Raw genomic sequence first — 25247 nt, 5'->3', positions numbered from 1 at the left:
CTCCGTCCCGCCCCGTCCGGTTGGCGGCGGGCGCGGGCGGGGAGGGGCAGCGTATGGAGAACACCGACCGGCCGGTCACCGAGGCGGCCCGACCGGAGTGGGCCGGGATCGACCGGATGGACACGCCGGAACTGCTGCGGCTGCTGAACGCCGAGGACCGCACGGTGGCCGGGGCGGTGGCCCGGGAGCTGCCCAGGATCGTTGTCGTGGTGGACGCCGTCGCCGCCCGGATGCGGCGGGGCGGGCGGCTGGTCTACGCGGGCGCCGGGACGGCCGGGCGACTGGGGGTGCTGGACGCGAGCGAGTGCCCGCCGACCTTCGGCACCGACCCCGGTCTGGTGGTCGGGCTGATCGCGGGCGGCCCGGCGGCGCTGGTCCGCGCGGTGGAGGGCGCGGAGGACCGCCCGGAGCTGGCGGTGGCCGACCTGGCCGCGCTCGCGCTGACGCCCGAGGACACGGTGGTCGGCGTCTCCGCCTCCGGGCGCACCCCGTACACGGTGGAGGCGGTCCGCGACGCGCGCCGGGCCGGGGCGCTGGGCGTGGGGCTGGCGGGGACGGCCGGGTCGCCGCTGGTCGCGGCCGCCGAGCTGGGGATCGAGGTGGAGACCGGGCCCGAGGTGCTGGCCGGGTCCACCCGGCTCAAGGCGGGCACGGCGCAGAAGCTGGTGCTGAACCTGATCTCGACGGCGGTCATGGTCCGGCTCGGCCGGACGTACGGAAATCTGATGGTCGACGTCCGGGCCGGGAACGCCAAGCTCCGCGAGCGCGCACGGCGGATCGTGGCCGACATCACCGGTGCGGACGAGGAGACGGCGCGGCGGGCCCTGGCGGCCACCGGCGGGGACGCGAAGGCCGCCGTCCTGGTCGTCCTCGCCGGGGTCGGCGCCCCGACCGCCGCCCGGCTGCTCACCGCGGCGGACGGCCACCTGCGCGAGGCCCTGGAGCTCGCCCGGCGTGGCGGGGGTTAGGGCCTCGGATCCCCGACGGTGCCGTTCTCGCGGGCGACTTCCGCGCGGACTCCCTCGACCAGCACCCGCAGGCCGGGCCGGCCGACGCCGGGCGCGCGGCCCCGGCCGGGCGGCGCTGACGGGCCGCACGGCCGGGACCGGCCGGTCGCCTCAGGACGGGCCCGGTCGCGTCAGAACGGGCCCGGTCGCGTCAGGACGGGCGAGCGGGGGTGGGCGGGAGGATCCGCTTGTAGAGCGCCCCGATCGTGGCCCGGTCGGCGATCAGCGGCAGGGTGTCGAAGGACAGCTCCCACTCGCCCTTGGGCCCGAACCGCTCGACGATGCCGAACGGCACCTCCGTCCCCTTCCCCGTCACCGGGTCCTTGCTCCACTCGGGGACGGCCTTCCCGTGCCACTCGACGAAGGTCGTCGTCCGGCCGAAGGCGACCTGGCCCGCCTCGAACCGGACGTCGGCCTGCGCGAAGAGCCGCCGGAGGTACTCGCTCGCACCCTGGGTGGTGCCGAGCGGAGCGGTCAGGCCGGGGCCTTCGAGCCGTGCGCCGGCCGTCCGGCCGACCAGCGCGGCGACGTCCTCGCCGTTCCAGGCGGCGAGCCGGGCGGTGATCTCCCCGGCCCGGAAGGGCTCCGGACCGTGCCGGCCCGGGCGACCGGCCGGCCCGGCCGGGTCCGCGACGCCGTCGAAGAGCGGACGCAGCTCGGGCGCGACCGGCCGGACCAGCTCGTACCGGTCGTAGTAGCGGCGGGCCTGCATCGTCCGGCCGTCGTCGGAGAGGACGTTCCGGGCGATCTGCGGGAAGGCGACCGGGTGGCCGTTGACGGTCGCCTCGTTCCACTGGCCGAACATCACGACCGCGCCGTCGGCGACCACCTCGGTGCCGCGGTAGCGGAAGTCCGGGACGAGTTGCAGCGAGCCGATGATCGCGGCGCTGATCGCCTCCGGTCCGCGCTGCGGGATGCCGCCGGCCTCCCAGAGGGTGGCCGAGTCGTCGAAGACCGAGCGGTAGGCCAGGACCCGGGGGTGCTCGAACTCGCCGTCCTTCGGCGCGGTGCCGGTCGGTGTCGCACCGAAGGCGATCTGGCGGCGGACGAAAGCACAGGCGTTGGGGGTGAACCGGCCCTCCAGCCGCTCCACCTCGCGCTCAAGACCCGCGCACTCGGCGATCGCGCCGGGCGCCGCCGGGTCGCCCGTGCCGGCGGTGGCGCCGGTGGCGCCGGTGGCGGCGGTGGCGCCGGTGGCGGCGACCGTACCGAACGCGACCGCGCCGGCCGTCGCGGCCGCGAACAGGGTGGTCCGACCGCGGCGTGCCGGACGGCGGGCGGGCCTGCGAACTGCGGTCATGTCGAACCCCTCCGATGGTGTCGGCACCGGTCCGGGGATCTTCCCGGCCGGTGTTGATCACCCTGCCCCGGGGGGTGCGGAGGGTCGATTACCTCGGAGGTCATGGCCTGCCGAGCGGAGGTGCCGCCGGCGGGTCCGCAGCACCGGCGCGGCGGCCGGAACGGGGGAACGACGGGCGCCGGCGCCGGGGCTCAGGCCTCCTGGGCGTCCAGCCAGTGCAGCAGCACGGCACGTTCGGTCTCGGTACCGACGGGGCTGTCCGGGTCGAGCGCCCAGTGGCGGATCCGGGTCAGGGTCTCCGCGTCGAGGTCGAGGTAGAGGCGCCAGTGGGCGCGGGGGTGGCAGTTGCTGTCACGCGGTTCGCCGCACTCCTGGCAGTGGGTGAAGAAGGCGTCGACCAGACGGTGCACGATCGTCTCGGCGGGCATGGGCGGCGGTACGTCCTCACACTCGGGGCCCGGGTTCGTCGGGGCGGCCGGACTTCGTGGGTCGGCGGCCCGCAGTCCAGGGTGCGGGGCCGGACGGGCCCGGCGACAGGGACGAACGTCCCGAGCGGGACGACCGGGACGGCGCCGGGGCACCCGGGCGGACGGGCCGGGGCACGCCGGAGGCCCGGTCCCCGTGGGGGTGGGGACCGGGCCGTTCAGGGCGTGTCGCCGGGCTCAGCCCCGGCCGGCGGACTTCTGGGTGCGCCGGGAGACCGAGTCGAGCACCACCGCGGCCAGCAGCACCGCGCCGGTGATCATGTACTGGATGGCCTGGGCCGCGTGCACCATGTCCAGTCCGGTGGTGATCGACTGGATCACCAGCATGCCGAGCAGCGCCGACCAGGTGCTGCCCCGGCCGCCGAAGAGGCTGGTCCCGCCGATGACGGCCGCCGCGATCGCGCTCATCAGCACATTGCCGCTGCCGAGCAGCTTGTCCGCCGAACCCTGCTGGGAGGCGATGAACAGGCCGCCGAGGCCGGCCAGCATCGCGGAGATCATGAAGACCGAGATCCGCACCCGGGCCACGTTGATGCCGGCCCGGCGGGCCGCCTCGATGCCACCGCCGACGGCGAAGATCTGCCGGCCGTAGGAGGTGCGGCGGAGCACGAAGTCGGTGAGCGCGACCACGCCGACCAGCACCACCAGCGGCAGCGGCAGACCGCTGTCCTGGTTCAGCGTCCAGGCGGAGACCAGGGCGACCACGGCCAGGGCGCCGGTGCGCAGGGCGATCTCGCCCACCGGCCTGGCGGGCAGGCCGGCGGCGGTGCGGCGGCGGGCGGTGAGCACCTGGGCGGCGCCGTACCCGGCGACGGCGACGACGGCGAGCAGCCAGGCGAAGAGGATGTCGCCGTCACCGAGGAAGTAGTTGTCCAGGTGGGCGACGACGCCGTCGTTGATGTTGTTGACGGTGCCGAGCTTGCCGAGCACGTAGTCCTGGAGGCCGCTCCAGGCGAGCATGCCGGCCAGGGTGACGACGAACGCGGGGACGCCGATGCGGGCGAAGAAGAAGCCGTGCAGGGCGCCCATCGCACCGGCGGTGAGCAGGGCGAGGAGGATCGCCAGCCACTCGTTCAGGCCCTGGCGCACCGCGAGCACGGAGGTGACGGCGGCGCAGGCGCCGGCCACCGAGCCGAGCGAGAGGTCGATCTCGCCGAGCAGGAGGACGAAGACGACACCGACCGAGATCAGGCCGTAGCCGGCGATCCACTTGGTGATGTTGGTCAGGTTGTCGGCCTGGAGGAAGTGGCCGGTGACGCTCTGGAAGATGATCGCGATCAGGATCAGGCCCAGGACGACGGGCAGGGCGCCGAGTTCACCGCTGCGGATCTTGCGGCGGAACTCGTCGGCGTAGCCGGCGACGCCGCCCTGGCGGACCAGCAGCCGGGGGTCGACGGCGGGGGCCGGGGTGTCGGCGGCGGGGGTGGTCTGGCTGGTGCTCACTTCGCTTCCTCCGCGATGCGTGCCTGGCGCCGGGTGACGGCGTTGTCGGTGGCGCCGGTGATGGCGGAGATGATCTCCTCGGGCGTGGTCCCGGCGACCGGGAAGGCGCCGTTGTTGCGGCCGAGCCGCAGCACGGCGACGGTGTCGGCGACCGCGCGGACGTCCGCCATGTTGTGGCTGATCAGGATGACGCCGAGGCCGCGCTGGCGCAGCCGTTCGACGAGGTCCAGGACCTGCGCGGTCTGCTCGACACCGAGGGCGGCGGTCGGTTCGTCGAGGATGACGATCCGGGGGTCGCCGACCAGGGCGCGGGCGATGGCGACCACCTGGCGCTGGCCGCCCGAGAGCGCGGCGATCGGGATCCGCACGCTCGGGATGCGGATCGACAGGGTGTCCAGGAGCTCCTTGGCGCGCCGTTCCATGGCGACCTCGTCCAGGGTGCCGCGGCGACGCAGCTCACGGCCGAGGAAGAGGTTGGCGACGACGTCGAGGTTGTCGCAGAGCGCGAGGTCCTGGTAGACGGTCGCGATGCCGAGGGCCTGGGCGTCCTGGGGGCGGCCGATCCGCACCGGGCGGCCCTCCCAGGTGATGGTGCCCTCGTCGATGGGGTGGACCCCGGCGATCGTCTTGACCAGCGTGGACTTTCCGGCACCGTTGTCGCCGACCAGCGCGACGACCTCACCGGCGTGGACGTCTAGGTCGACGTCGGTGAGTGCCTGGACAGCGCCGAAGCGCTTGGAGACCGCGCGCAGCGCCAGTACGGGTGCGCCTGTCACGTGAACCATCTCCTGCGGGGGTGTGCGTGGCGGGGAGGGGAGGGGTGGGAACGGGAGGCGACGGCGGGGCGGGCCGCCGTCCGGCGCCGCGCGAGGGCGCCGGACGGACGTCGGCCGGCCGTCGGCGGCCGGACCACGCCGGCCGGGGGTCGGTCGCCGGACATCGGCCACCGACCGTCGGCGGCCGGACGTCAGCGGCCCGGGGTCACTTCAGGCCGGCGGCGGCGCAGGCGGCGGCGTAGTCGGCGGTGCAGATGTCGGCGGCCTTGTAGAGCCCGTCCGCGACGACGGTGTCGGTGATGTTGGCCTTGGTGACGACCTTGGGGTCCAGCAGCTTGGCCGGAATGCCCTTGTCGGTGTCGCTGTCCACGGTGGCGGAGGCGACGGCCTTGACGTCCTTGCCCTGGAGCAGGCTGACGGCGAGTTCGGCGGCGCTGTCGGCGAGCGGCTTGTACGCCTTGTAGATGGTGTAGGCCTGGTCCCCGGCGACGATCCGCTGGATCGCGTCGAGGCCGGCGTCCTGGCCGCCGACCGGGACGTTGACACCGGCCGCCTTGAGCTGGGTGATGATCGCGCCGGCCATGCCGTCGTTGGCGGAGTAGACGGCCTGGAAGCCGTCCTTGCCCAGCTGGGTGATGGCGGCGCCGGTCTTCTGGCCCGCGACGGTGGGCTTCCACTCGCCGGACTGCTCGTACACCACCTTCTTGATCTTGCCGTCCAGCACCTTGTGGGCACCGGACTTGAACAGCGCGGCGTTCGGGTCGGCCTCGTCACCGTTGATCATCACGATGTTGGCGTCCGCGGCCTTGGCGCCGAGGGCGTCCAGCAGGGCCTGGCCCTGGAGCTCGCCGACCTTCTCGTTGTCGAAGGAGACGTAGGCGGAGACCGGGCCGGTGGCGAGGCGGTCGTAGGCGACGACCTTGACGCCCTTGCCGGCCGCCTCCTTGACCCAGGCCTGGGTGGACTTGGCGTCGAAGGCGTCGAGGACGATCACCTTGACGCCCTCGGCGATCAGGGTGTCGAACTGCTGCTTCTGCTTGGCCGCGCTGCCCTCGGCGTTGCTGTAGCGGACCTTGCAGTCCGGGCAGAGGGCGGTGACCTTGGCCTCGATGAACGGACGGTCGAAGGACTCGTAACGGGTGGAGGAGGCGTTCTCCGGCAGCAGCAGGCCGATGGACTTGGAGTCCCCGGAGCTCGCGCTGTCCTTCTTGTCGCCGCCGGCCTTGCCGCAGGCGGCCAGCGAGAGGGCCATCGAGACCGCGGCGGTGCCGACGAGGACGCGACGCATCGTTGCGTTCATGGGGTGGATGCCTCCGTGACAGGGGCCGCAACTCTGCGGCGAGGTGGCAGGAGTTAACCCGGCGCCGTCCTGTGTCGTCAATAAGTAAATTCAAGCTCCGAGGAATCCCTGCCCATTCGTTATCTTCATGAACGCCAACTAGGGGTTGAAACTTGGAGGATCCTCCGAGTCAAGACCTGACAGGACATGACAGAAAAGGACGAATCGCCCACGATCAATAGCCGTGACCTGGTACGTACCTGGTGGGCAAACGATCGTTCGCTGCACATACCGCCACCCCGACGGCAGCACGAGGCCCTCTTGACAGGGACAGGGCGGTCACACTCAAACGTTCAAGAGTTTGATCATCCGTCAGCGAATTGGGCGGCCATCCGGTCCCGGTAGCGGCCCGGGGTCGTCCCGAACTGCCGGCTGAAGGCGTGCGAGAGCGCGTACGGCGTCGCGTAACCGACCCGCCGGGCGATGACGTCCAGCGGATCGGCGGTCTGCTGCAGCAGCGCGGCCGCCCGGGTCATCCGCCACCAGGCCAGGTAGGCCATCGGCGCCCGGCCGACCAGGGCGGTGAACCGACGGGTCAGCGTCGCCCGGGAGACACCCGTGCTCGCGGCCAGCTCCTCGACGCTCCACCCCCGTGCCGGATCCTCGTGCAGCGCCCGCAGGGCACCCGCCACCACCCGGTCCCCGAGCACAGCGGGCCAGCGGCCGCCCGCGATGGGCTCCGCCCCCGCGTCCGGGGGCGACGCGAGCCAGGCCCGCAGCATGTACACCAGCAGCAGATCGATCAGGCTCGGCACCGCCAACGCCCCACCGGCCCCGTCGGCGGCCAGTTCACCACCCAACAGATCCACCGCCGCCCGGAGTTGGGGGTGGGCCCCGACCCGGTTCGGCAGATGCACCACGTCCGGCAGCTCCAGCATCAGCGGGTGCGTCCGGCTGTGCTCCAAGCGGTACTTCCCGCAGAGCAGTTCGGCGATCGACCCGCTCACGGCGCCGAGCACCGGCAACGCCCCCGGAGCGCCGCCGTGCGGGCCCTCCGGCACCGGCGGCGTCGGCCGGGCCGCCGCGAGCAGGCGCTCGATCGGCACCGCCAGGGCCACCGCGTCACGGTCCAGCGGCGCGGACGCGAGCACGTGGCCCGTCCCGTGCGGCAGCAGGACGGCGTCCCCCGCCCCCAGCCGGACGGGCCCACCACCGTCCGGCAGCAGCCAGCAGCCGCCCTCCAGCACCACGTGGAAGCCGGCGCCCTCGTAGGCGGGGATCCGGGCCGACCACGCCCCGCCGACCCGCAGCCGGTTGGAGGAGGGCCGTCCGATCCGGACCGCCGCGATCGCGTCGCTCACCACGTCCATGCCCGCAGAATAGCCGCAGCGGCACATCGGTGAGCCGATCACGTATTGAATCGAGTCATTCGCGCATTGAACCGCTCAGTAGACCCCTCCTAGGATCGGAATCGTCGACGGAACGACAGCGCACGGCACCACGGGAGGGACCATGGAACGGATCGTGCTCGGCGAGGCCGAGGTACTGCGGGTCAGGGAGTGGGAGGGGGCGTTCATGCCCTCCGCCGACATCGTGCCCGGCGCGACGCCCGAGGACTGGGAGCGGAACGCGGAGCTGCTCGCACCCGACCACTGGAACCGCGCCGACGACACCCATCTCGGCGCCCTGCAGAGCTGGGTGGTCCGCCACGGAGGCCGCACCGTCCTGGTCGACACCGGCGTCGGGCACCGCAGGCAACGCCCGCACAACCGGCTCTTCCACGAGCGGGACAGCGACTTCCTCGACCTGCTCGCGGCCGCCGGCGTGCGGCCCGAGGACGTCGACGTGGTGGTCAACACCCATCTGCACGCCGACCACGTCGGCTGGAACACCGTGGAGCGGGACGGTGAATGGGTGCCCGCCTTCCCCAATGCCGTCTACTACCTGCCGGCCGCCGACCACGCCTCCTTCGCCCCGGACGGGCCCGGGCGCGCCGGTCCGGCGACCCGTCAGGAGGAGCGACGGCTGCTCTACGCCGACAGCATCGAGCCGGTGGTCCGCTCGGGCCGGGCGGTGCTGTGGACGGAGGGCGTCCGGCTCGACGAGGCCCTCACCCTGGAGCCCGCCCCCGGCCACAGCCCCGGCTCCTCGGTCCTGCGGCTCGACTCGCGCGGCGAGCGGGCGGTGTTCGTCGGCGACCTGCTGCACAGCCCGCTCCAGCTGGCCCGCCCCGAGTGCAACAGCTGCTTCTGCGAGGACCCGGCCATGGCCGCGGCCACCCGGCGCAGCGTCCTCGAACGGGCTGCCGACCAGCACGAGTTGGTCGTCCCGGCGCACTTCGCCGGGACGGGCGCCGCCGAGGTGCGGCGCGAGGGCTCCGGCTTCGCCGTCACCCGCTGGGCCGGCTGACGGCCGCGGGCCGGGGTGTCCGTCCTCCCCCGAGGCGGACGGACACCCCGGCCCGCGGCACGGCCTGCCCGCGCGAGCCGGGCTCAGCACCCGGCCCGGCCGGCCCCCGAACCGCCCTCAGCCCCCGGCGCGGACCGCGTCCACCCAGCGCGCGAGATCCTGCTCGGCCAACTCCGGGTGGGCGAGCAGCCGTTCGCGCACCGCGTCGAGCACCGGCCCGCCGCCCGCCAGCGCCAGGTCCTTGGCCGCCAGCCGCACCGGGAAGTCGGCGTCGACGGCCCGGGCCCGTGCCACCAGCCCCCCGAGCGGCCCGGCGGCGAGCACCCCGGCCGCCAACTCCTCGGGCAGGCCGAGCGATCCGGCCAGGGCCAGCGCCTCGGCGACCACCGCCACTCCCCCGACGATCGCCCCGATCGCCACCAGCTTGAGCGCCGCACCGGCCCCGGGGCCACCGCAGTCGACCACCCGGCCGAGCCGTTCCAGCACGGGGCGGACCCGCTCCACGTCCACCGGCCCGCCGCCCACCAGGACGGTCAGCCCGCCGGTCCCGGCCGGTCCGACGCTGCCCAGCACCGGTGCGTCCACCAGGCCCACGCCGTGCGGCAGTCGGTCCCTCACCTCGGCCACCGCCACGGGGCCCACCGAGGACATGTCGACCCACACGGTGCCGGGCTCCAGTTCGGCCACGATCTGCCGCGCGACGGCCGCCAGTGCCGCCGGATCGGCCAGCATGGTGACCACGACACCCGCGCCGCGCACCGCCGCCGCCGGGTCCGCGGCCTCCACCAGCCCCTCCACCGGCTCCGGCACCCGGCCGGGCGTCCGGTTCCACACCGTCAACGGGTAACCGCCGGAAGCGAGTCGGCAGGCCATCGGGAGCCCCATCCGGCCGAGGCCCAGAAATGCGATCTTCTCCATGGCTCCACGCTAGGAACCGCCGAGCCAGGCGACAAGCGAATGTCCCGCATGGTAGCCATGCGGAATGGACATGGCCTGGCTCGACGTCTTCCGCACCACCGCCCGACTGGGCTCGTTCACCGCCGCCGGCGAGCAGCTGGGGTTCACCCAGTCCGCGATATCACGTCAGATCGCGACCCTGGAGGCGGAGTTCGGTGTCCAGCTGTTCGACCGGCTGGCCCGCGGCGTCCGCCTCACCGAACACGGCCGGACGCTGCTGCCGCACGCCGAGGCACTGCTGGACCGGCTGGACGGCACCCGCCGCGACCTCGCCGCGCTCACCGGCCTCGGCCTCGGCCGCCTGCGGATCGGCGCCTTCGACAGTGCCAACGCCGCCCTCGTCCCGGCCGCGCTGGCAGCCTTCCGGACGGCGCATCCGGGGATCGGCATCTCCCTCGCCGAGGGCCTCTCGGCACAACTGCTCGACCGGCTGCGGGACGGCGCGATCGATCTCGCGGTGGTCGCCGGCTACCCCGGACACCCCTACGACACCGAGCTGTTCGACCTCCGCCCCCTGGCCGAGGACCCGGTGCTGGTGGCCCTCCCCCCGGACCACCCGCTCGCCGGCCGGGAGCGGCTGCGGCTCGTCGAACTCGCCGACGAGCCCTGGATCGCCGCCAGCAGCCGGGCCGAGTCCACCCTGCTCGCCGCCTGTGTCCGCAGCGGCTTCCAGCCCCGGATCGCCTACGAGGTCGGCGCCTGGACGGCGAAACTCGGCCTGGTCGCCGCCGGGTTCGGCGCCACCCTGATCCCCGCCCTGGCCGCCCGCGCCACCCGACCGGACATCGCGCTCGTCCCGCTCCACCCCGAGGACACCCCGGTCCGCCTGGTCCGCACCGCGACGCTCCGGACCCGCTCCGCGCCTCCCGCCGTCACCGCCTTCCTCCCGCACCTCGCCCGCGCGGCGGCCGCACGACCGCCCCGGCCCCGGCCCTGACTCCGGCCCTGATTCCGGCCCCGGGCCCGCCCCGGCCCGGGCTCACGACCGACCCCGTCGGCGCGGCCCCGCCGGAGGTCCGGCGGGGTCCGGACGGCTCCCCGCCAGCAGGGCGGACAGGGCCGCCGTGTGGGTGCGCAGCAGGCTGACCACCCGCCGGTCCCCGTCCCGGAGGAAGGGCAGCACCAGCAGGGCGGGCACGGTCGCCAGCACGGCCACCGCCAGGACGGGGGCGAGCAGGGCCACCAGCAGCACCCGCTGCAGCGGGCCGAGCGTACGCGGAGTGAGGGTCAGCACGGTCATGTCGGATTCTCCGTTCCCGCCGGGACGGCCCTCCCGGCTCAGGTCTTCGGGAACGACGCTGACAGGCGGACGAGTTCATCGCCGTTGTTCACCGGGACACCCCTGGCAACGGGCCGAACAACCGGTGGTTGTTCGGTGATAATGCCGAACAACGAGCTGTCGGTCGGGCGGGGTCCGGGGGGACGAGTGGCGCAGGCGAACCAGGGCGGCCGCCCGTTCGGCCCGGTCCGGGCGGAGAGCCCGGAGGCGGAGGAACTCGCCGAGTTCCTCCGCCACCTGGTGATCACCGCCGGGCGGACGGTGGCGGACGTCGCCCGGACCGTCGGTCGGGCACCCGGCACCGTGAGCGGCAACCTCTCCGGCCGCGTGCCCACCGAACAGTTCGTCCGCGCCCTCGTGGCGGCCACCACCCGCGACCAGCGGGACCTCCGCCGGGCCCTGAACCTCCTTCAGGCCGCCCGCGACCCCGCTCCACCCCGCGCCCTCCCCGGAAGCCGTCCCGGCGGCAGCCTGCCCGGCGGGAGCATCGAGGAGCAGCACGGCTACCTGGAGACCCTCTACCACCAACTCGGCAAGGCCAAGGAGCAGCGCGACGAACTCCAACTGGCCCTGGAGAACACCGAGAAGATCGTCACCGTCCTCCTGATCATGCTGGCCACGCTGCAGCACCGCGTCGGCGAGCTGACCGAGGAACGCAACCGGCTGCTGGGGCACCGACAGGAACTCGCCCGCCTGCTCTCCACCCAGCGGCAACTGGTCGACGCCCACGACCGCGAACGGCGGGCGATGGACGAACTGCTCCGGGCCGAGACCCGGCGCGCCGAGGTCGAGGGGCTGCTCTCCCAGGTGCTCGACCAGATGGGCCGGCTGACCGAACGGGTCGCCCTGCTCCAGGACTCCGACGGCGGGCGGCCCGGTGACCACCGGACGGACCTTCCGCTCGCGCCCGCCGAGAGCACCGAGGATCCGCTCGGCGAGGACATCGACCGGGCGCTGGAGCGGCTGGGCGCGATCAACGAGGAGGGCGACCGCACGGTCAGGCGTCTCGCCGACGCGTGGGACGCCCGGGCGGCCGCGCCCCTCGAACCGGCTCCCGGCCACACCGGTCCGAGCGCGGACGGCCGGGTCGTCACCTTCTACTCCTACAAGGGCGGCTCCGGCCGCACGACGGTCACGGCGAACTGCGCCTGGATCCTGGCCGCCAACGGCTTCCGGGTGCTCGCGGTCGACTGGAACCTCGCCGCACCGGGCCTGCACCACTACTTCCACCCGTTCCTCGAAGCCGAGGACTCCGGAGCCGTGAGCCGGGATCTCGTCGGCCTGCTCCGCCGCTCCCTGGACGCACCCGAGAACCGGACGGAACACCCGGCCTGCGTCCTCGACCACGTCCGCCCGCTCCGCTGGTCCGGGTTCCCCGGCGACGGGCGGCTCGACCTGCTCCCGGCCGGGGACGCCCTCGCCGACGGGACGGACGCCCTCCTCGCCCGGGCCGCGACGGAGAACCTCGTCGGAACCGTGGGCCAGGACCTCCGCCACCACTACGACTACGTCCTGATCGACGCCCCCAGCGGCCTGTCCGACAGCGCCGAACTGTGCACCCTCCGGCTGCCGGACGACCTGGTGGTCTGCTTCACCTTGAGCGCCCAGTCCATCGAGGGTGCCGCCCAGGTCGCCCGATCGGTCCACGGGAGCGAACAGGACCGGGGTGTCCGGGTACTGCCCGTGCCGACCCGCGTCGACGACCGCGAGAAGGAGAAGGCCGACGCCGGCCGGGCCCTCGCCCGGACGCGCTTCGACGGACTGCCGGCCGGCCTGGCGGGCGAGGAACTGACCGGCTACTGGGCCTCGGTGGAGCTCCCGTACCGCCCGTTCTACGCCTTCGAGTCGATCCTCGCGGCCTTCGCCGACGAGCCGGGCCTCGCGAGCTCGATGCTGTCCGCCTTCGAGCGGCTCGTCGCCGTCCTGACAGGCGGCCGGGTCACCGGCCTTCCACCGGTCGACGAGGAGCTGCGGCTGCGTCACCTGGAGTCCTTCACCCGCCACCGCCCGGCCGTCCCCGAGGACCTCCTGCTCTTCTGCCTCGACGCGGACCGGACCTGGGCGGACTGGATCGGAGCGGTCCTCACCCGGGCGGGCTGCCGGGTGACGACCGACGCCGGGGCCGGGGCCGGGGCCGGGGCCAGGACCGTGGCCGTCCTGTCCGGCGCGTCCCAGAACTCGCGCCGACTCCAGGAGTTGTGGGAGCGGACGGCGGAGTACGACCCCGCCGGCGACCGAGGTCCGCTGATCCCGGTCCGGGTCGACGACACCCGGTTCAGCCTGCCGATCAGCCACCGGAACCCGGTCGATCTGGTCGGCCTCGACGAGGCGGAGGCCGTGCAGGTCCTGCTCGCCGCCCTGGGACTGCCCGGTACCCCAGCAGCGGAACCGGGCGGCGAAGCCCCTCCCTTCCCCGGCCGACGGCCCACGGTCTGGGAAATGCCTCCCCGCAACCAGTACTTCACCGGACGTACGGCCGTCCTGGACCTTTTGCGCGACCGGTTCAGCGGCGGAGCCGGGTCGACGCCGGCCGGTGTCCAGGTGCTGCTGGGTCTCGGCGGCATCGGCAAGACCCAGATCGCCCTGGAGTACGCGCACCGCTTCGCGGCCGAGTACGACCTCGTGTGGTGGATCAGTGCCGAACAGTCCGAGCTGATCGCCGTCGCCCTCGCCGAACTGGCGGAGCGGCTCGGCCTCCAGGTCGGCGACTCGGTCAGCGCGGCCATGGAGGCCGCCCGCGACGCGCTGGGGCGCGGTGAACCTCACTCGCGCTGGCTGCTGGTCTTCGACAACGCCGACGAGGTCGACGAGGTCGTCCGCTACCTGCCCGGCGGCTCCGGTCACATCCTGCTCACCTCTCGCCACTCCGGCTGGTCGAGGCGGGCCGAGGCACTGGAGGTCGACGTCTTCGAGCGGGCCGAGAGCGTCGAGCACCTGGCCCGTCGCCTGCCCGACATCTCACCCGAGGAGGCCGGGCAGGTCGCCGAGGCGGTCGGTGACCTGCCGCTGGCGGTCGAGATCGCGTCCGCCTGGCTGGCGGAGACCGACACCACCGTCGCCGCCTATCTCGCGCAGTTGCGCACCGAGTCCGTCCGGGTGCTGTCCATGGCCGCCGCGCCCACCGACTACCCGACCCCGGGCGACGCCGCCTGGAACATCTCCATCGCCCGACTGCGCGAACAGTCCCCGGCCGCCGTCCGGCTGCTCCAGCTCTGCGCGTTCATGTCCGCCGAGCCGATCGCGATGCCCCTTGTCTACAGCGACGAGATGGTCCGCGCCCTCGTCCCGTACGACGCCGATCTCGGCGACCGGTTCATGCTCGGCTCGGTGATCCAGGCCATCGGCCGGCTCGCCCTGGCCAGCACGGATCCGGGCCGGCAGACCCTCCAGGTCCACCGGTTGGTCCAGTCGACGCTGCTGGCCACCTTGGCCGAGGACGAACGACGGACCGCCCGCCACGCGGTGCACCTGGTCCTCGCGGGGGCGCGACCGGTGGTCGGCGAGACCGACGACCCGGCCAACTGGCCTGCCTACGACCGGATCTGGCCACATCTGATGCCCTCGGAGGCCCAGGACTGCGACGACCCCGACACCCGGCTGCTCCTCATCGACCGGGTCCGCTACCTCCGGACCCGCGGGGACCTGGACGCGGCGCTCCAGCTCGGCCGGACACTGGACGCGCACTGGAGCACCAAACTGGGCGAGGACGACCGGCAGACGCTGGTGCTCCGCTACCACCTGGCCGCCGTGCTGCGCTCCCGGGGCGACTACACCGAGGCCCTCGCCCTGGACGAAGGCGTGCTGGAACGCCAACGGGCCGCCTTCGGCGAACACCACGCCTACACCCTGATGACCGCCGGCTCGCTCGCCGCCGACCGGCGGGCCACCGGTCGTTTCGACGCCGCGCTGGCCCTCGACCTCGACACCCTCGAACAGTTCCGCGAGCTGTTCGGGGACGACAACCCGCTCACCCTGTCCACGGCCAACGACCTGGCACTCGACCACCGCTTGACCGGCGACCTGACGACCGCCCGCGACCTCGACCGGGAGACCTTCGAGCGACGGACGACCGTCCTCGGCCCGCTGCACCCGGCCACCCTCGTCAGCAAGGCCAACTGGGCCCGGGGGCTGCGTGAACTCGGCGACTACCGTTCCTCGTCGGAGGTCCTCCGGGAGGCTCTCAGCCAGCTCCACGAGGTCCTCGGTCAGGACGCGCCGGAATGCCTGAGCACCGCCGACTCGCTCGCCGTCGGCCTGCGCCTGCTCGGCCGGACCGAGGAGGCCCGGCAGCTCGCCGAGGACACCTACCACCGCCACCTGCAACCGCACGGCCCGGACACACCCGCCGCACTGGCCTCCGCGCTCGACCTGGCCGCGATCCTCGGCGCCTGCGGCGACCACGAGGCGGCTCGGGACCTCGCGAGCGGCGCCTACGAAGGCCATCGCGGGCGGTTCGGCCCGCTGCACCCCTTCACCCTCGCCTGTGCCGCCAACCTCGGGCTGTACCGGCGCCGCTGCGGCGACCTCGGAGCGGCCGTCCTGCTCGGGCAGGAGGCGGTCCGCGGACTGACCTCCACGGTCGGGCCGGTTCACCCGTCCACGCTGAACGCCGTGCTCACCCTGGCCAATTCCCTTTCCGCGGCGGGGGACCAGGAGCAGGCCGAGGAGCTGGGCCGAGCCGCTCTCCGGGGACTGTCCGAGCGGTACGGCCAGGAGCATCCCGACACCGCGGTCTGCCGGGCGAACCTGGCCGTCACCCTGCGCCGCCAGGGCCGCCGGCAGGAGGCCGTCGAGCTGCGGTCGGAGGCACTGGCCGCGATCACCCGTCTCCTGGGAGAGGAGCACCCGCACCTGCGGTCCGTTCTCGAATGGCTGCAGATCGACCGGGACCTCGAACCCCAGCCGTTCTGACCGACCGGGACCGCGCCCCGGGCGTCCGGGACCGCGCCCGGGACGCGGGCGGGACCGCCCCGGCCCGGAAGGGGGACCGCCCCGGGCCCGAGGCGGGGCCGGGAGACGGCCACCGCCCCGGGTGTCCGGGACAGCGGGCGGCGGACCTTGGGAGTCACGCCCGGTCCGCGCACCGGGCGGCCCCATCGGCCCGAGCCCAGGGAACCCCGTCATGACCGCACAGTCCGTCCTGTTCGCCACCCTCCTCGACGCCCGCCGCTCCGTCTGCCTGCCGGACCTGCTCCGCGCCCAGGCCGCCGCCCGCCCCGACGCCACGGCGGTCACCGCCCCGGCCGAGAGCGGCCCCGGCCCCGGCCCCGGCCCCGGCACTACCGGCGCCCGGCTGAGCTTCCGCGAGCTCGCCGACGCCGCCGACGCGCTCGCCGCGCACCTGCACCGGCTGGGCGTGGCCACCGACGACTGCGTCGGCCTGTACACCGAACCCTCCCTGGCGCTGATGACCGGCGCCTGGGGCATTCTGCACGCCGGCGCCGCGTACCTGCCGCTCTCCCCCGAGTACCCGGAGGAGCGGCTCCGTTGGATGATCGAGTCCAGCGGGACCAGGGTGGTCGTCGCCCAGGAGCACCTGCGGTCCCGGCTGGCCGAGCTGGTCCCGGCCGGCACCCGGATCGTCACCGCCGCCGACCTGCCGGCCCCGGACGCGCCGCCGTCGGCGACCGCGGGCGCCCACAACATCCCGCACCAGGCCCACGCCCCGGCCGGTCCCGCCCCCGAATCGCTGGCCTACGTCATCCACACCTCCGGCAGCACCGGCCGCCCCAAGGGCGTGATGATCGAGCACCACAGCATCGTGTCGCAGCTGCGCTGGCTGGCCGACGCCGGTCATCTGGGCCCGGACACCACCGTGCTGCAGAAGACGCCGATGAGCTTCGACGCGGCGCAGTGGGAGATCCTCGCGCCCGCCGCCGGCGCGCGGGTGGTGATGGGCACGCCCGGCGTCTACCGGGACCCGGAGGCCCTGATCGACACCGTCCTCGCGCACGGCGTGACCACCCTCCAGTGCGTGCCGACCCTGCTCCAGGCCCTGCTCGACACCGAGCGGCTGGCCGGCTGCACCGGGCTGCGCGGGCTGTACTCCGGCGGCGAGGCGCTCTCGGTCCGGCTCGCCCGGGCGCTGACGGCGGCGCTGCCGGGCGCGGAGCTGGTCAATCTGTACGGCCCGACCGAGTGCACCATCAACGCCACCGCCCACCGGATCGACCCGGAGACCCTCGGCGACGGCGCCGGTTCGGTGCCGATCGGCGTACCGGTGGACCGCACCCGCTGCTTCGTCCTGGACGAGGGGCTGGCGCCGGTGGAGGTCGGCGCGACCGGTGAGCTGTACATCGGCGGCGTCCAGCTGGCCCGGGGCTACCTCAACCGGCCGGACCTCACGGCGGAGCGCTTCGTCGCCTCCCCGTACCTGCCGGGCGAGCGCCTCTACCGCACCGGCGACCTCGCCGAGTGGAACCCGGACGGCACCCTGCAGTGCGCCGGCCGGGTGGACAACCAGGTCAAACTGCGCGGCTACCGGGTCGAGCTGGACGAGATCGCGCTCGCCGTCGAGGAGCACCCCTGGGTGCGCCGGGCCGCCGCGGTGGTCACCGACGACCCGCGGACGGGCCACCGCAACCTGGTGGCCTGCGTGGAGCTGAACCCCAAGGAGGCCGCCCTGATGGACCAGGGCAAGCACGGCGGCCACCACCGGTCCAAGGCGAGCAAGCTCCAGGTCCGGGCCCAGCTGTCCAACCCGGGGCTGCGCGGCCCGGCCGAGCTGGCCGGCCGGCCGGTGGTCGCCCTCCCGGGGCGTCGGGAGACCGACCGGCAGCGGCGGGAGACCTTCGCCCGCAAGACCTACCGCTTCTTCGAGGGCGGCCCGGTCACCCGGGACGACCTGGTGGCGCTGCTCGCCCCGCCGCGCCGGACCACCCCGCCGGACCGGGCCCCGACCGCCGTCACCCTCGCCGAACTCGGCCCGGTACTGCGCTGGTTCGGCCAGTTCCACAGCCCCGAGCGGCTACTGCCGAAGTACGCCTACGCCTCCCCCGGCGCGCTGTACGCCACCCAGCTGTACCTGGAGACGGACGGCTCGCACGGCCTCGCGGCGGGCGTGCACTACTACCACCCGGTCGACCACACCCTGGTCCGGGTCGGCGACCGGGCGGCCGGGGGTGCGCCGCTCGCGCTGCACTTCCTCGGCCGGCGCGGCGCCATCGAGCCGGTGTACCGCGACAACATCCAGGAGGTACTGGAGTTCGAGACCGGCCACATGCTGGGCGTGCTGGAGGAGGTGCTGCCGGAGTACGGGCTGGCGGTGCGTCCGCTGGGCCACGAGCCCGCCGTCCAGCGGCGGCTGGACGTCGCCGAGGAGGACCACTACCTGGGCAGCTTCGCGATCGTCCCGGAGGACGGGCGGCCGCGCCCGGAGGACACCGAGCTGTTCGTCCAGGCCCATCCGGGCGGGGTCGACGGCCTGCCGGCCGGTCTGTACCGGTACGAGGGCGGCGAACTCACCAGGATCTCCGACGAGGTGGTGGAGTCCCGGCACGTCATCGCGATCAACCAGCAGGTCCACCGGCGGGCGGGCTTCGGCATCACCGCGGTGAGCCGGGCCGCCGAACCGTGGCTGGAGTACATCGGTCTGGGCATCCGGCTGCACCGGCTGCAGCGCAACGCTCTCGGCTTCGGGTTCATGTCCTCGGGCTACAGCTCGAAGAGCGGTCACCCGCTGCCCGCCGCCCGCCGGATCGACGCGGTGCTGGCCGGGTGCGGCATCGCCGGCGGCCCGTCGTACTTCTTCCTCGGCGGCCGGGTGAGCGAGGAGCAGATCCGCAGCGAGGGCATGCGGGAGGACGCCGTGCACATGCGCGGCCCGGCGGAGCTGATCAGGGACGAGCTGGTCGCCCTGCTGCCGGACTACATGGTCCCCAACCGGGTGCTGGTGCTGGACGAGCTGCCGCTGACCGCCAACGGCAAGGTGGACGCCAAGGCACTGGCCGCCGCCGAGCAGGTCAGGGACGCCGCCACCGGCGCGCCGTTCGTGGCGCCGGCGACGCCGACCGAGCGCCGGCTGACCGGGATCTGGGCCGCCGCGCTGAAGTACGGGACCGTCTCCGCGGCGGACGAGTTCTTCGCGGCGGGCGGCAACTCGCTGATCGCGGTGGCGCTGGTCAACCGGGTGAACCGGGAGTTCGGCGTCCGGCTTCCGCTCCAGGTGCTGTTCGAGTGCCCCCGGCTCGCCGATCTGGCGGCCAGGATCGACACCGCCGGGATCGACAAGGCCGGGACCGGCACGGCCGTGGCGGGCGGCGCGGGAGGCGAGCACGCCGCGACGGACCGCGCCCCGGAGCGCGGGGACGCCGCCTCCCGGCTGGTGCCGCTGCACCGGGGCGGCACCGGCGACCCGGTGTTCTGCTGGCCCGGACTGGGCGGCTACCCGATGAACCTGCGTCCGCTCGCCGGGCGTTCGGGCCGGCCGTTCTACGGCGTCCAGGCGTACGGCATCAACCCCGGGGAGACGCCGTACCCGACCGTCCGGGACACGGCGGCGGCCGACCTGGCGCAGATCCGGGCGGTCCGTCCGGAGGGGCCGTACACCCTGTGGGGGTACTCCTTCGGCGCCCGGGTGGCCTTCGAGGCGGCCTGGCAGCTGGAGCGGGCCGGGGAGCGGGTGGCCGCGCTGATGCTGATCTGCCCCGGCAACCCCGAGCTGCGCCGGGCGGACGGGGAGCGGTACGGACGCGAGTCCTCCTACCGCAACCCGGCGTACCTGACCATCCTCCACTCGGTGTTCACGGGTTCCGTCGGCGGTCCCCGGCTGGCCGAGTGCCTCGCCGAGGTGCGGGACGAGGACGGCTTCGCCGCCTTCGTCCACCGGACGCTGCCGGAGCTCGACGAGGAGCTGATCCGTCGGGTGGCCCGGATCGTCGGGGAGACCTACGAGTTCGAGTACACCTTCGGCGAGCTTGCCGAGCGGCGGCTGTCGGCCCCGGTGACCGTCCTCAAGGCCACCGGCGACGACTACTCGTTCATCGAGGGCAGCTCCGGCTGGTCGGCCGCCGGCCCGACCACGGTCCGGCTGACCGGGGACCACTACGGCGTGCTGCGGGAGGAGGGCGTCGACGAGCTGGCGGCCGCGATCGCCGCCGCCACGAGCGGGGGCGGGGGCGGGAGCACGTCCTGACCCCGCGGCTGCAGGCGCCCGGGGACCGTCGGAACCGGTCCCCGGGCGCCTGCGCGCCGTCACCGGCGGGTGCGCCCCGCCGTCCCCCTCACCGGCGGGCGCGACCCGCCGGTCGCGCGCCGGGCGGACCCCGGGCGGTCCGCCCTCACCCCCACCACTGCTCGGGGACCCCGGCCGGCTCCCGGCCGCCCTCGCCCGGGGCGTCGGTCGCGGCGACCCGGACCGGACGCGGGGCGGTGACGAGCAGTCCGTCCGGCCCGGCCGGCGCGACCCGGTAGCCGGACTCGCGCAGTACGGCGGCGACCGCGCCGGTCACCGCGGCCCGGATGCCCTCGGCGGGCGGCGGCTGGTCGGCCGCCGCCTGCTCGGCGGGCGGCCAGTCGATCAGCACCCCCTGCGGGCCATGGCCGATCCGCAGCCCGGAGGGCCCGCGGTCGATGTCGAAGCCGGCCCGGGCCAGGTCGGCTGTCACGTCCTCGAAGAGTTCCCGGTGATCCACCATTGGCGCAGCGTAGGCCCGCTCCCGCACCCTCCCCGGGCACGGCGCGCGCCAGAACGTCCCGGCGCGTCGTCAACAGCACCCGAGCGCAGCATCCGAGCCGGAGCGGAGGCGGACTCCGGACGTCCCGTCACGGCCCCGCCACCGCCCGCCCAGCACCCCGGGAACCCCCGGACGCGCCGACACGAGCGGCCGGACGGGCCGATGGACGTGCACAGTCGGCGCGCTCCCGACAGCATGACAGAGTAAGCGCTCCATCACTTTGAGCAACGGGGGCGGCGGGTCGCCGGATCCGCGCGCCGGACTGCCCGGCTCCCCCGTATCGAGAGGTCCGATGATCACATCACTCCACCGGCCGGCCGTGACGCGGCCGGGCGCCCAGGACATGCCGCGGCGGACACCGGGGAGCCCGTCGTGAGAGCCGACCAGCAGTCGACCCCGGGGCCGGTCACCAGCACCCGCGCGGCGCCCGCCAACAAGGTGGAGGCGCTCGTCGACTGGGCCGACGGACGGCTCGGAATCTACGGCCTGTCCAAGTCCAATCTGCGCAAGATCTTCCCGGACCACTGGTCCTTCATGCTGGGCGAGATCTGCCTCTACACCTTCGTCATCATCATCCTGACCGGGGTCTGGCTGACGCTCTTCTTCATCCCGTCCATGGGCGAGGTGACCTACGCGGGCAACTACGTGCCGCTCCAGGGCGTCCCGATGTCGGAGGCCTTCGCCTCGACGATGCGGATCAGCTTCGACATCCGGGGCGGTCTGCTGATCCGCCAGATCCACCACTGGGCCGCGATCGTCTTCGTGGCCGCGATGTTCGTGCACATGATGCGGGTCTTCTTCACCGGAGCGTTCCGCAAGCCGCGCGAGATCAACTGGATGTTCGGCGCGGGCCTGCTGATCCTCGGCATGTTCGACGGCTTCATGGGCTACTCGCTGCCCGACGACCTGCTCTCGGGCACCGGCATCCGGTTCATGGAGGGCGCGATCCTCGCGGTGCCGATCGTCGGCACGTACCTGATGTTCTTCATCTTCGGGGGCCAGTTCCCCGGCCACGAGATCGTGCCGCGGCTGTTCACGGTGCACGTGCTGCTGATCCCGGGCATCATGCTCGGGCTGCTGGTGGCCCACCTGATCCTGGTCTTCTACCACAAGCACACCCAGTTCGCCGGGCCCGGCCGGACCAACGACAACGTGGTCGGCATGCCGCTGATGCCGGTCTACATGGCCAAGGCGGGCGGCTTCTTCTTCCTGGTGTTCGGCGTGGTGTCCGCGATGGCCGCGATCGCCACCGTGAACCCGATCTGGATGTACGGCCCGTACCGCCCGGACCAGGTGTCCACGGACGCCCAGCCGGACTGGTACATGGGCTTCTCCGAGGGCCTGATCCGGATCATGCCGGGCTGGGAGATCGGCCTGTGGGGCCACACCCTCAACATGGGGGTGTTCGTCCCGCTGATGATCTTCCCGCTGGTGCTGGTGGCGATCTGGTCCTACCCGTTCCTGGAGGCCTGGATCACCGGGGACCGGGGCGAGCACCACATCGCCGACCGGCCCCGCAACGCGCCGGTGCGCACCGCGTTCGGCGCCGCCTGGATCAGCCTCTACCTGGTCCTGCTGGCCGCCGGCGGCAACGACCTGATCGCCACCCACTTCCACCTCTCCATCAACTCGATCACCAACGCGACCCGGATCGGCTTCTTCGTCGCCCCGGTCATCGTCTTCGTGATCACCAAGCGCTGGTGCCTGGGCCTCCAGCGCCGGGACAAGGAGAAGGTGCTGCACGGGCGGGAGACCGGCGTCATCAAGCGGCTCCAGCACGGCGAGTTCATCGAGGTGCACGCGGCGCTCCCGCCGGAGCGGCTGCACACGCTCACCGCGCACGACCAGCCGCAGCCGTTCGAGCTGCCGGCCGAGGTGGACGAGAACGGCGTGGCCCGCAAGGCCGGGCTGCTGGCCCGCACCCGGGCCAAGCTGGCCCGCGGCTTCTACGGCGAGGGCAGCCAGATCGCCAAGCCGACCGCCGAGGAGCACCAGGAGATCAGCAGCGGCCACGGCCACCACTGATCCCGTCCGCACCGCCGTCCGCGGACCGCACGACCGGGCCCGCCGCACACCCCCCGGTGTTCGGCGGGCCCGGTCGTGCGGGCGGCGGGTGAGCCCCTGAGCCCCTGAGCCCCTGAGCCCCTGCCACGGTCCGGCACCGGCGCTCCGCGAGGCGGGCCGGCGATCCCGGTGGCGACGGTCCCGGCCCGGCGATCCCGGCCCGGCGGCCGGTCAGCCGTGCAGGGCGACCGGGACGACGGCGAGCAGGGCCACGGCGAAGGCCACCGAGAGGCAGACGGCCGCCCAGCGGGCGCAGATCCGCCGGCACTCGGCGCGGTAGCGGGCGGCCAGCGCGCGGCAGCGGCCCACCGCCCGGTCGACCACCTCCTCCGCGTACCGGAGGCGGTCGTCGGTGTACGCCTGCTCCAGGGCCTCCCGGTCGTCCGGCCCGAGCCAGGGGAAGCGGTCGGCGAAGGCCCGGGCGTCGCGCCGGGCCGCCGCGACCTCCGCCTCCCAGGCGAGGTAGCCCTCCAGCCGGGCGATCTCCAGTCCGGGGTCCACCGCCGGCCGACCCGCACCCGGCCGACCCTCGCCCGGGGCGACCGGGCGCCCGGTCCGCCGCTTCGCCTCCGGCCGGGCGCCCCGCGCCTTCGGCGGACGCTGTCTGCCACCCATGACCGCTCCTTCTCCTGTGCCGTCCCGTACTGTCAGGTGCTGCCGTCCTCCGCCCCCGGCGGATCTCTCCGCACCCCACGGTGGATCACTCCGTGCACCCCCCCGGTGGATCACTCCGCGATCAGGCAATCACTATCAGTGACCGGACGGGCGGGAAGCCCCGACTCGCCGGGCCGCCCCGGCCGCACCCGGCGCGCGCACACCGCCGCACGCCGGGGCGACTCCGGCGCACCACGGCCCGTGCGCGCGCCCGGTTCCGCCATCGTGACGCCGTGGACACGCTCCGCACACAACCGTGTACCATCGGCGATCGGTACGGCGCCCCGCCGCGCGCCGACCCGGACCGCCCCGGCCCCGGCCGGGGGGCGAACCAGGAGGTCAGCGATGCCCGATGCCGGTCGGTTCAGCGATTTGGGCGAGCAGGGCTCGCGCGCGGTGATGGAGGCCGCGGCCGTCCTGGAACGGGAGCTGTCCGCCGGGATCGCCGACGCCAAGGCGGCGACCGACCGGCTGACCGGCGAGCACCGCGTCGACCAGGAGGAGTTCGACCGCCTGGTGGGCCGGGTCTCGGAGAACACCCACCAGCTGATCGACGCGGTCAGCGAGCGCGTCCTCGCCGGCACCACCGGCGAGGTGTCCGAGCAGGCCCAGCGGCTCGCCGCCAACGCCCACGACGTGCTCGACCTGCTGCTCCGCCTCAGCTCGCTCGCCCCCGGCCTCGCCGATCAGGGCCTGCGGAACGCCTTCGGACCGCAGGGCGGGCCGCGGGCCGCCGACGGCGGAACCGGCGGCGCGGAACCGGACGAGCGGCCCGGCGGGTGACCACCGCGGCCGGACGCCCCGCCGTCGGCGCGCCGCTGGTCGAGCGCGTCCTGGCCCGGTACCGCGAGCGCACCCTCGCCGAACTCCTGCGCCACATCCCCGAGCAGAGCCCGCCCTACCTCTACGACCTGGCCGCCGACTACCCGACCCGCCCCTGCAAGGGCCTGCGGGCCGCGCTCTGCCTGGCCACCTGCGCCGCGTTCGGCGGCCGCCCCGAGCGGGCCCTCAACCCGGCCGTCACCGTGGAGCTGTTCCACAACGCCTTCCTCGTCCACGACGACATCCAGGACGGCAGCGAGCTGCGCCGGGGGGAGCCCACACTCCCCGCCCGGTACGGCGTGGAGGTCGCGCTGAACGTCGGCAACGCGACCAACCTGCTCGGCCTGCGGCGGGTGATGGCCAACCGCAGGGCGCTCGGCGGGGAACTGGCCTGGCGGCTGTTCGAGGAGACCGAGCTGATGTGCCGCCAGTCCCTGGAGGGGCAGGCCGTGGAGATCGCCTGGATCCGGGACAACGCCTGCGGGCTGACCAGCGCCGACTACTACCGGATGTGCCTGAAGAAGACCTCCTGGTACACCTTCCTCTACCCGTGCCGCTCCGGCCTGCTGGTCGCCGAGGGGGCCGGTACGGACGCCGACCGGCTGGACCGCTTCGGCTGGTACCTGGGCGCCGCCTTCCAGATCCAGGACGACGTGCTCAACCTGGTCGGCGCGGCCGAGGAGTACGGCAAGGAGATCGCCGGCGACCTCTGGGAGGGCAAGCGGACCCTGATGCTGATCCAGCTGCTGGAGCGCGCGACCCCGGCCGAACGCGCCCGCGTGGTGCGGCATCTGAGCCTCACCCGGTCGCAGCGCGGTCCCGGGGCGGCCGAGGACGTGGCCTGGCTGCTGGACCGGATGACGGCCTACGACTGCGTGGCGCACGCCCAGGAGGCGGCGGCCGGACTGGTCGCGGCGGCCGCCCGGGAGATCGAGTCCGTGCTCGGCGCGGCCCCCGCGGCGCAGGCCGCCGACGGGGACGGCGAGGAGGCCGCCGAGGCCCGCGGGTTCCTGCTGGCGCTGCCCGCGTTCGTGGTGGCCCGCGGCCGCTGATCCCGCTCGCCCCTGGGCGTTGTCACCCCGGGTGCGTAAGATCCGG

General features: G+C 74.1%; 18 protein-coding genes. 8 read left to right on the top strand and 10 right to left on the bottom strand.

Annotated elements, in window-relative coordinates; genetic code table 11:
• Positions 1 to 53 precede the first annotated feature (53 nt).
• Complete coding sequence (gene murQ, locus BLU95_RS35530) at positions 54 to 968, top strand: N-acetylmuramic acid 6-phosphate etherase (protein WP_093863600.1); 915 nt, start codon at positions 54 to 56, stop codon at positions 966 to 968.
• Between the two features lie 190 nt (positions 969 to 1158).
• Here murQ and BLU95_RS35525 read toward each other — a convergent pair whose 3' ends face one another.
• The 6 genes from BLU95_RS35525 to BLU95_RS35495 all read right to left on the bottom strand — a co-directional run bounded on the left by BLU95_RS35525 (position 1159) and on the right by BLU95_RS35495 (position 7660).
• Positions 1159 to 2307 (bottom strand): hypothetical protein, encoded by a 1149-nt coding sequence (locus BLU95_RS35525; protein WP_159425128.1) that lies wholly within the window; start codon positions 2305 to 2307, stop codon positions 1159 to 1161.
• A 191-nt stretch (positions 2308 to 2498) separates the two neighbouring features.
• Complete coding sequence (locus BLU95_RS35515; protein ID WP_093863597.1) at positions 2499 to 2735, bottom strand: hypothetical protein; 237 nt, start codon at positions 2733 to 2735, stop codon at positions 2499 to 2501.
• Positions 2736 to 2969: 234 nt separating this feature from the next.
• Positions 2970 to 4235, bottom strand: a complete 1266-nt coding sequence (locus BLU95_RS35510; RefSeq protein ID WP_093863596.1) for a sugar ABC transporter permease — start codon at positions 4233 to 4235, stop codon at positions 2970 to 2972.
• Positions 4232 to 5020, bottom strand: coding sequence for an ATP-binding cassette domain-containing protein (locus BLU95_RS35505; RefSeq protein ID WP_078896788.1), 789 nt, complete (start codon positions 5018 to 5020; stop codon positions 4232 to 4234). Before BLU95_RS35505 ends, BLU95_RS35510 begins: the two co-directional genes overlap by 4 nt.
• A gap of 196 nt (positions 5021 to 5216) precedes the next feature.
• Positions 5217 to 6311, bottom strand: coding sequence for a sugar ABC transporter substrate-binding protein (locus tag BLU95_RS35500; RefSeq protein WP_093863595.1), 1095 nt, complete (start codon positions 6309 to 6311; stop codon positions 5217 to 5219).
• Between the two features lie 344 nt (positions 6312 to 6655).
• Positions 6656 to 7660 carry an AraC family transcriptional regulator gene (locus BLU95_RS35495; RefSeq protein WP_093863594.1) on the bottom strand — a complete coding sequence of 335 codons (1005 nt, stop codon included), beginning with the start codon at positions 7658 to 7660 and terminating at the stop codon, positions 6656 to 6658.
• 142 nt (positions 7661 to 7802) lie between these two features.
• On the opposite strand from BLU95_RS35495, the gene BLU95_RS35490 reads away from it, so the two are divergent.
• Positions 7803 to 8699, top strand: coding sequence for an MBL fold metallo-hydrolase (locus tag BLU95_RS35490; RefSeq protein WP_093863593.1), 897 nt, complete (start codon positions 7803 to 7805; stop codon positions 8697 to 8699).
• A gap of 117 nt (positions 8700 to 8816) precedes the next feature.
• On the opposite strand, the gene BLU95_RS35485 is transcribed toward BLU95_RS35490, so the two are convergent.
• Positions 8817 to 9617 (bottom strand): NAD(P)-dependent oxidoreductase, encoded by an 801-nt coding sequence (locus tag BLU95_RS35485; RefSeq protein WP_093863592.1) that lies wholly within the window; start codon positions 9615 to 9617, stop codon positions 8817 to 8819.
• 64 nt (positions 9618 to 9681) lie between these two features.
• Here BLU95_RS35485 and BLU95_RS35480 point away from each other — a divergent pair, with 64 nt between their 5' ends.
• Positions 9682 to 10593 carry a LysR family transcriptional regulator gene (locus BLU95_RS35480; RefSeq protein ID WP_093863591.1) on the top strand — a complete coding sequence of 304 codons (912 nt, stop codon included), beginning with the start codon at positions 9682 to 9684 and terminating at the stop codon, positions 10591 to 10593.
• 42 nt (positions 10594 to 10635) lie between these two features.
• Here BLU95_RS35480 and BLU95_RS35475 read toward each other — a convergent pair whose 3' ends face one another.
• Positions 10636 to 10896: a hypothetical protein gene (locus BLU95_RS35475; protein ID WP_093863590.1), complete on the bottom strand. Its 261-nt coding sequence runs from the start codon at positions 10894 to 10896 to the stop codon at positions 10636 to 10638.
• A 186-nt stretch (positions 10897 to 11082) separates the two neighbouring features.
• Between BLU95_RS35475 and fxsT the strand changes: the two genes are divergently transcribed.
• Together fxsT and BLU95_RS35465 are read left to right on the top strand one after the other, a co-directional pair.
• Positions 11083 to 15846, top strand: coding sequence for an FxSxx-COOH system tetratricopeptide repeat protein (gene fxsT, locus BLU95_RS35470; protein ID WP_286158602.1), 4764 nt, complete (start codon positions 11083 to 11085; stop codon positions 15844 to 15846).
• 211 nt (positions 15847 to 16057) lie between these two features.
• Positions 16058 to 20068, top strand: coding sequence for a non-ribosomal peptide synthetase family protein (locus BLU95_RS35465; RefSeq protein WP_093863589.1), 4011 nt, complete (start codon positions 16058 to 16060; stop codon positions 20066 to 20068).
• Between the two features lie 145 nt (positions 20069 to 20213).
• Here the strand turns inward: BLU95_RS35465 and BLU95_RS35460 are convergent, their stop codons facing one another.
• Positions 20214 to 20570, bottom strand: coding sequence for a hypothetical protein (locus BLU95_RS35460; RefSeq protein WP_093863588.1), 357 nt, complete (start codon positions 20568 to 20570; stop codon positions 20214 to 20216).
• Between the two features lie 477 nt (positions 20571 to 21047).
• Between BLU95_RS35460 and qcrB the strand changes: the two genes are divergently transcribed.
• On the top strand, positions 21048 to 22634 hold the full coding sequence (gene qcrB, locus BLU95_RS35455; protein ID WP_093865371.1) for a cytochrome bc1 complex cytochrome b subunit: 1587 nt from the start codon (positions 21048 to 21050) through the stop codon (positions 22632 to 22634).
• A 210-nt stretch (positions 22635 to 22844) separates the two neighbouring features.
• Here the strand turns inward: qcrB and BLU95_RS35450 are convergent, their stop codons facing one another.
• Entirely contained in the window at positions 22845 to 23288 is a 444-nt protein-coding gene (locus BLU95_RS35450) for a hypothetical protein (RefSeq protein WP_093863587.1), read from the bottom strand.
• A 384-nt stretch (positions 23289 to 23672) separates the two neighbouring features.
• Between BLU95_RS35450 and BLU95_RS35445 the strand changes: the two genes are divergently transcribed.
• Together BLU95_RS35445 and BLU95_RS35440 are read left to right on the top strand one after the other, a co-directional pair.
• Positions 23673 to 24110: a hypothetical protein gene (locus BLU95_RS35445; protein WP_159425127.1), complete on the top strand. Its 438-nt coding sequence runs from the start codon at positions 23673 to 23675 to the stop codon at positions 24108 to 24110.
• On the top strand, positions 24107 to 25201 hold the full coding sequence (locus BLU95_RS35440) for a polyprenyl synthetase family protein (RefSeq protein ID WP_197698660.1): 1095 nt from the start codon (positions 24107 to 24109) through the stop codon (positions 25199 to 25201). Before BLU95_RS35445 ends, BLU95_RS35440 begins: the two co-directional genes overlap by 4 nt.
• Positions 25202 to 25247: the final 46 nt, after the last annotated feature.

It is taken from the genome of Streptomyces sp. TLI_053 (genome assembly GCF_900105395.1).
GTDB lineage: Bacteria > Actinomycetota > Actinomycetes > Streptomycetales > Streptomycetaceae > Kitasatospora.
This window is presented reverse-complemented; position numbering and strand designations above follow the sequence as displayed.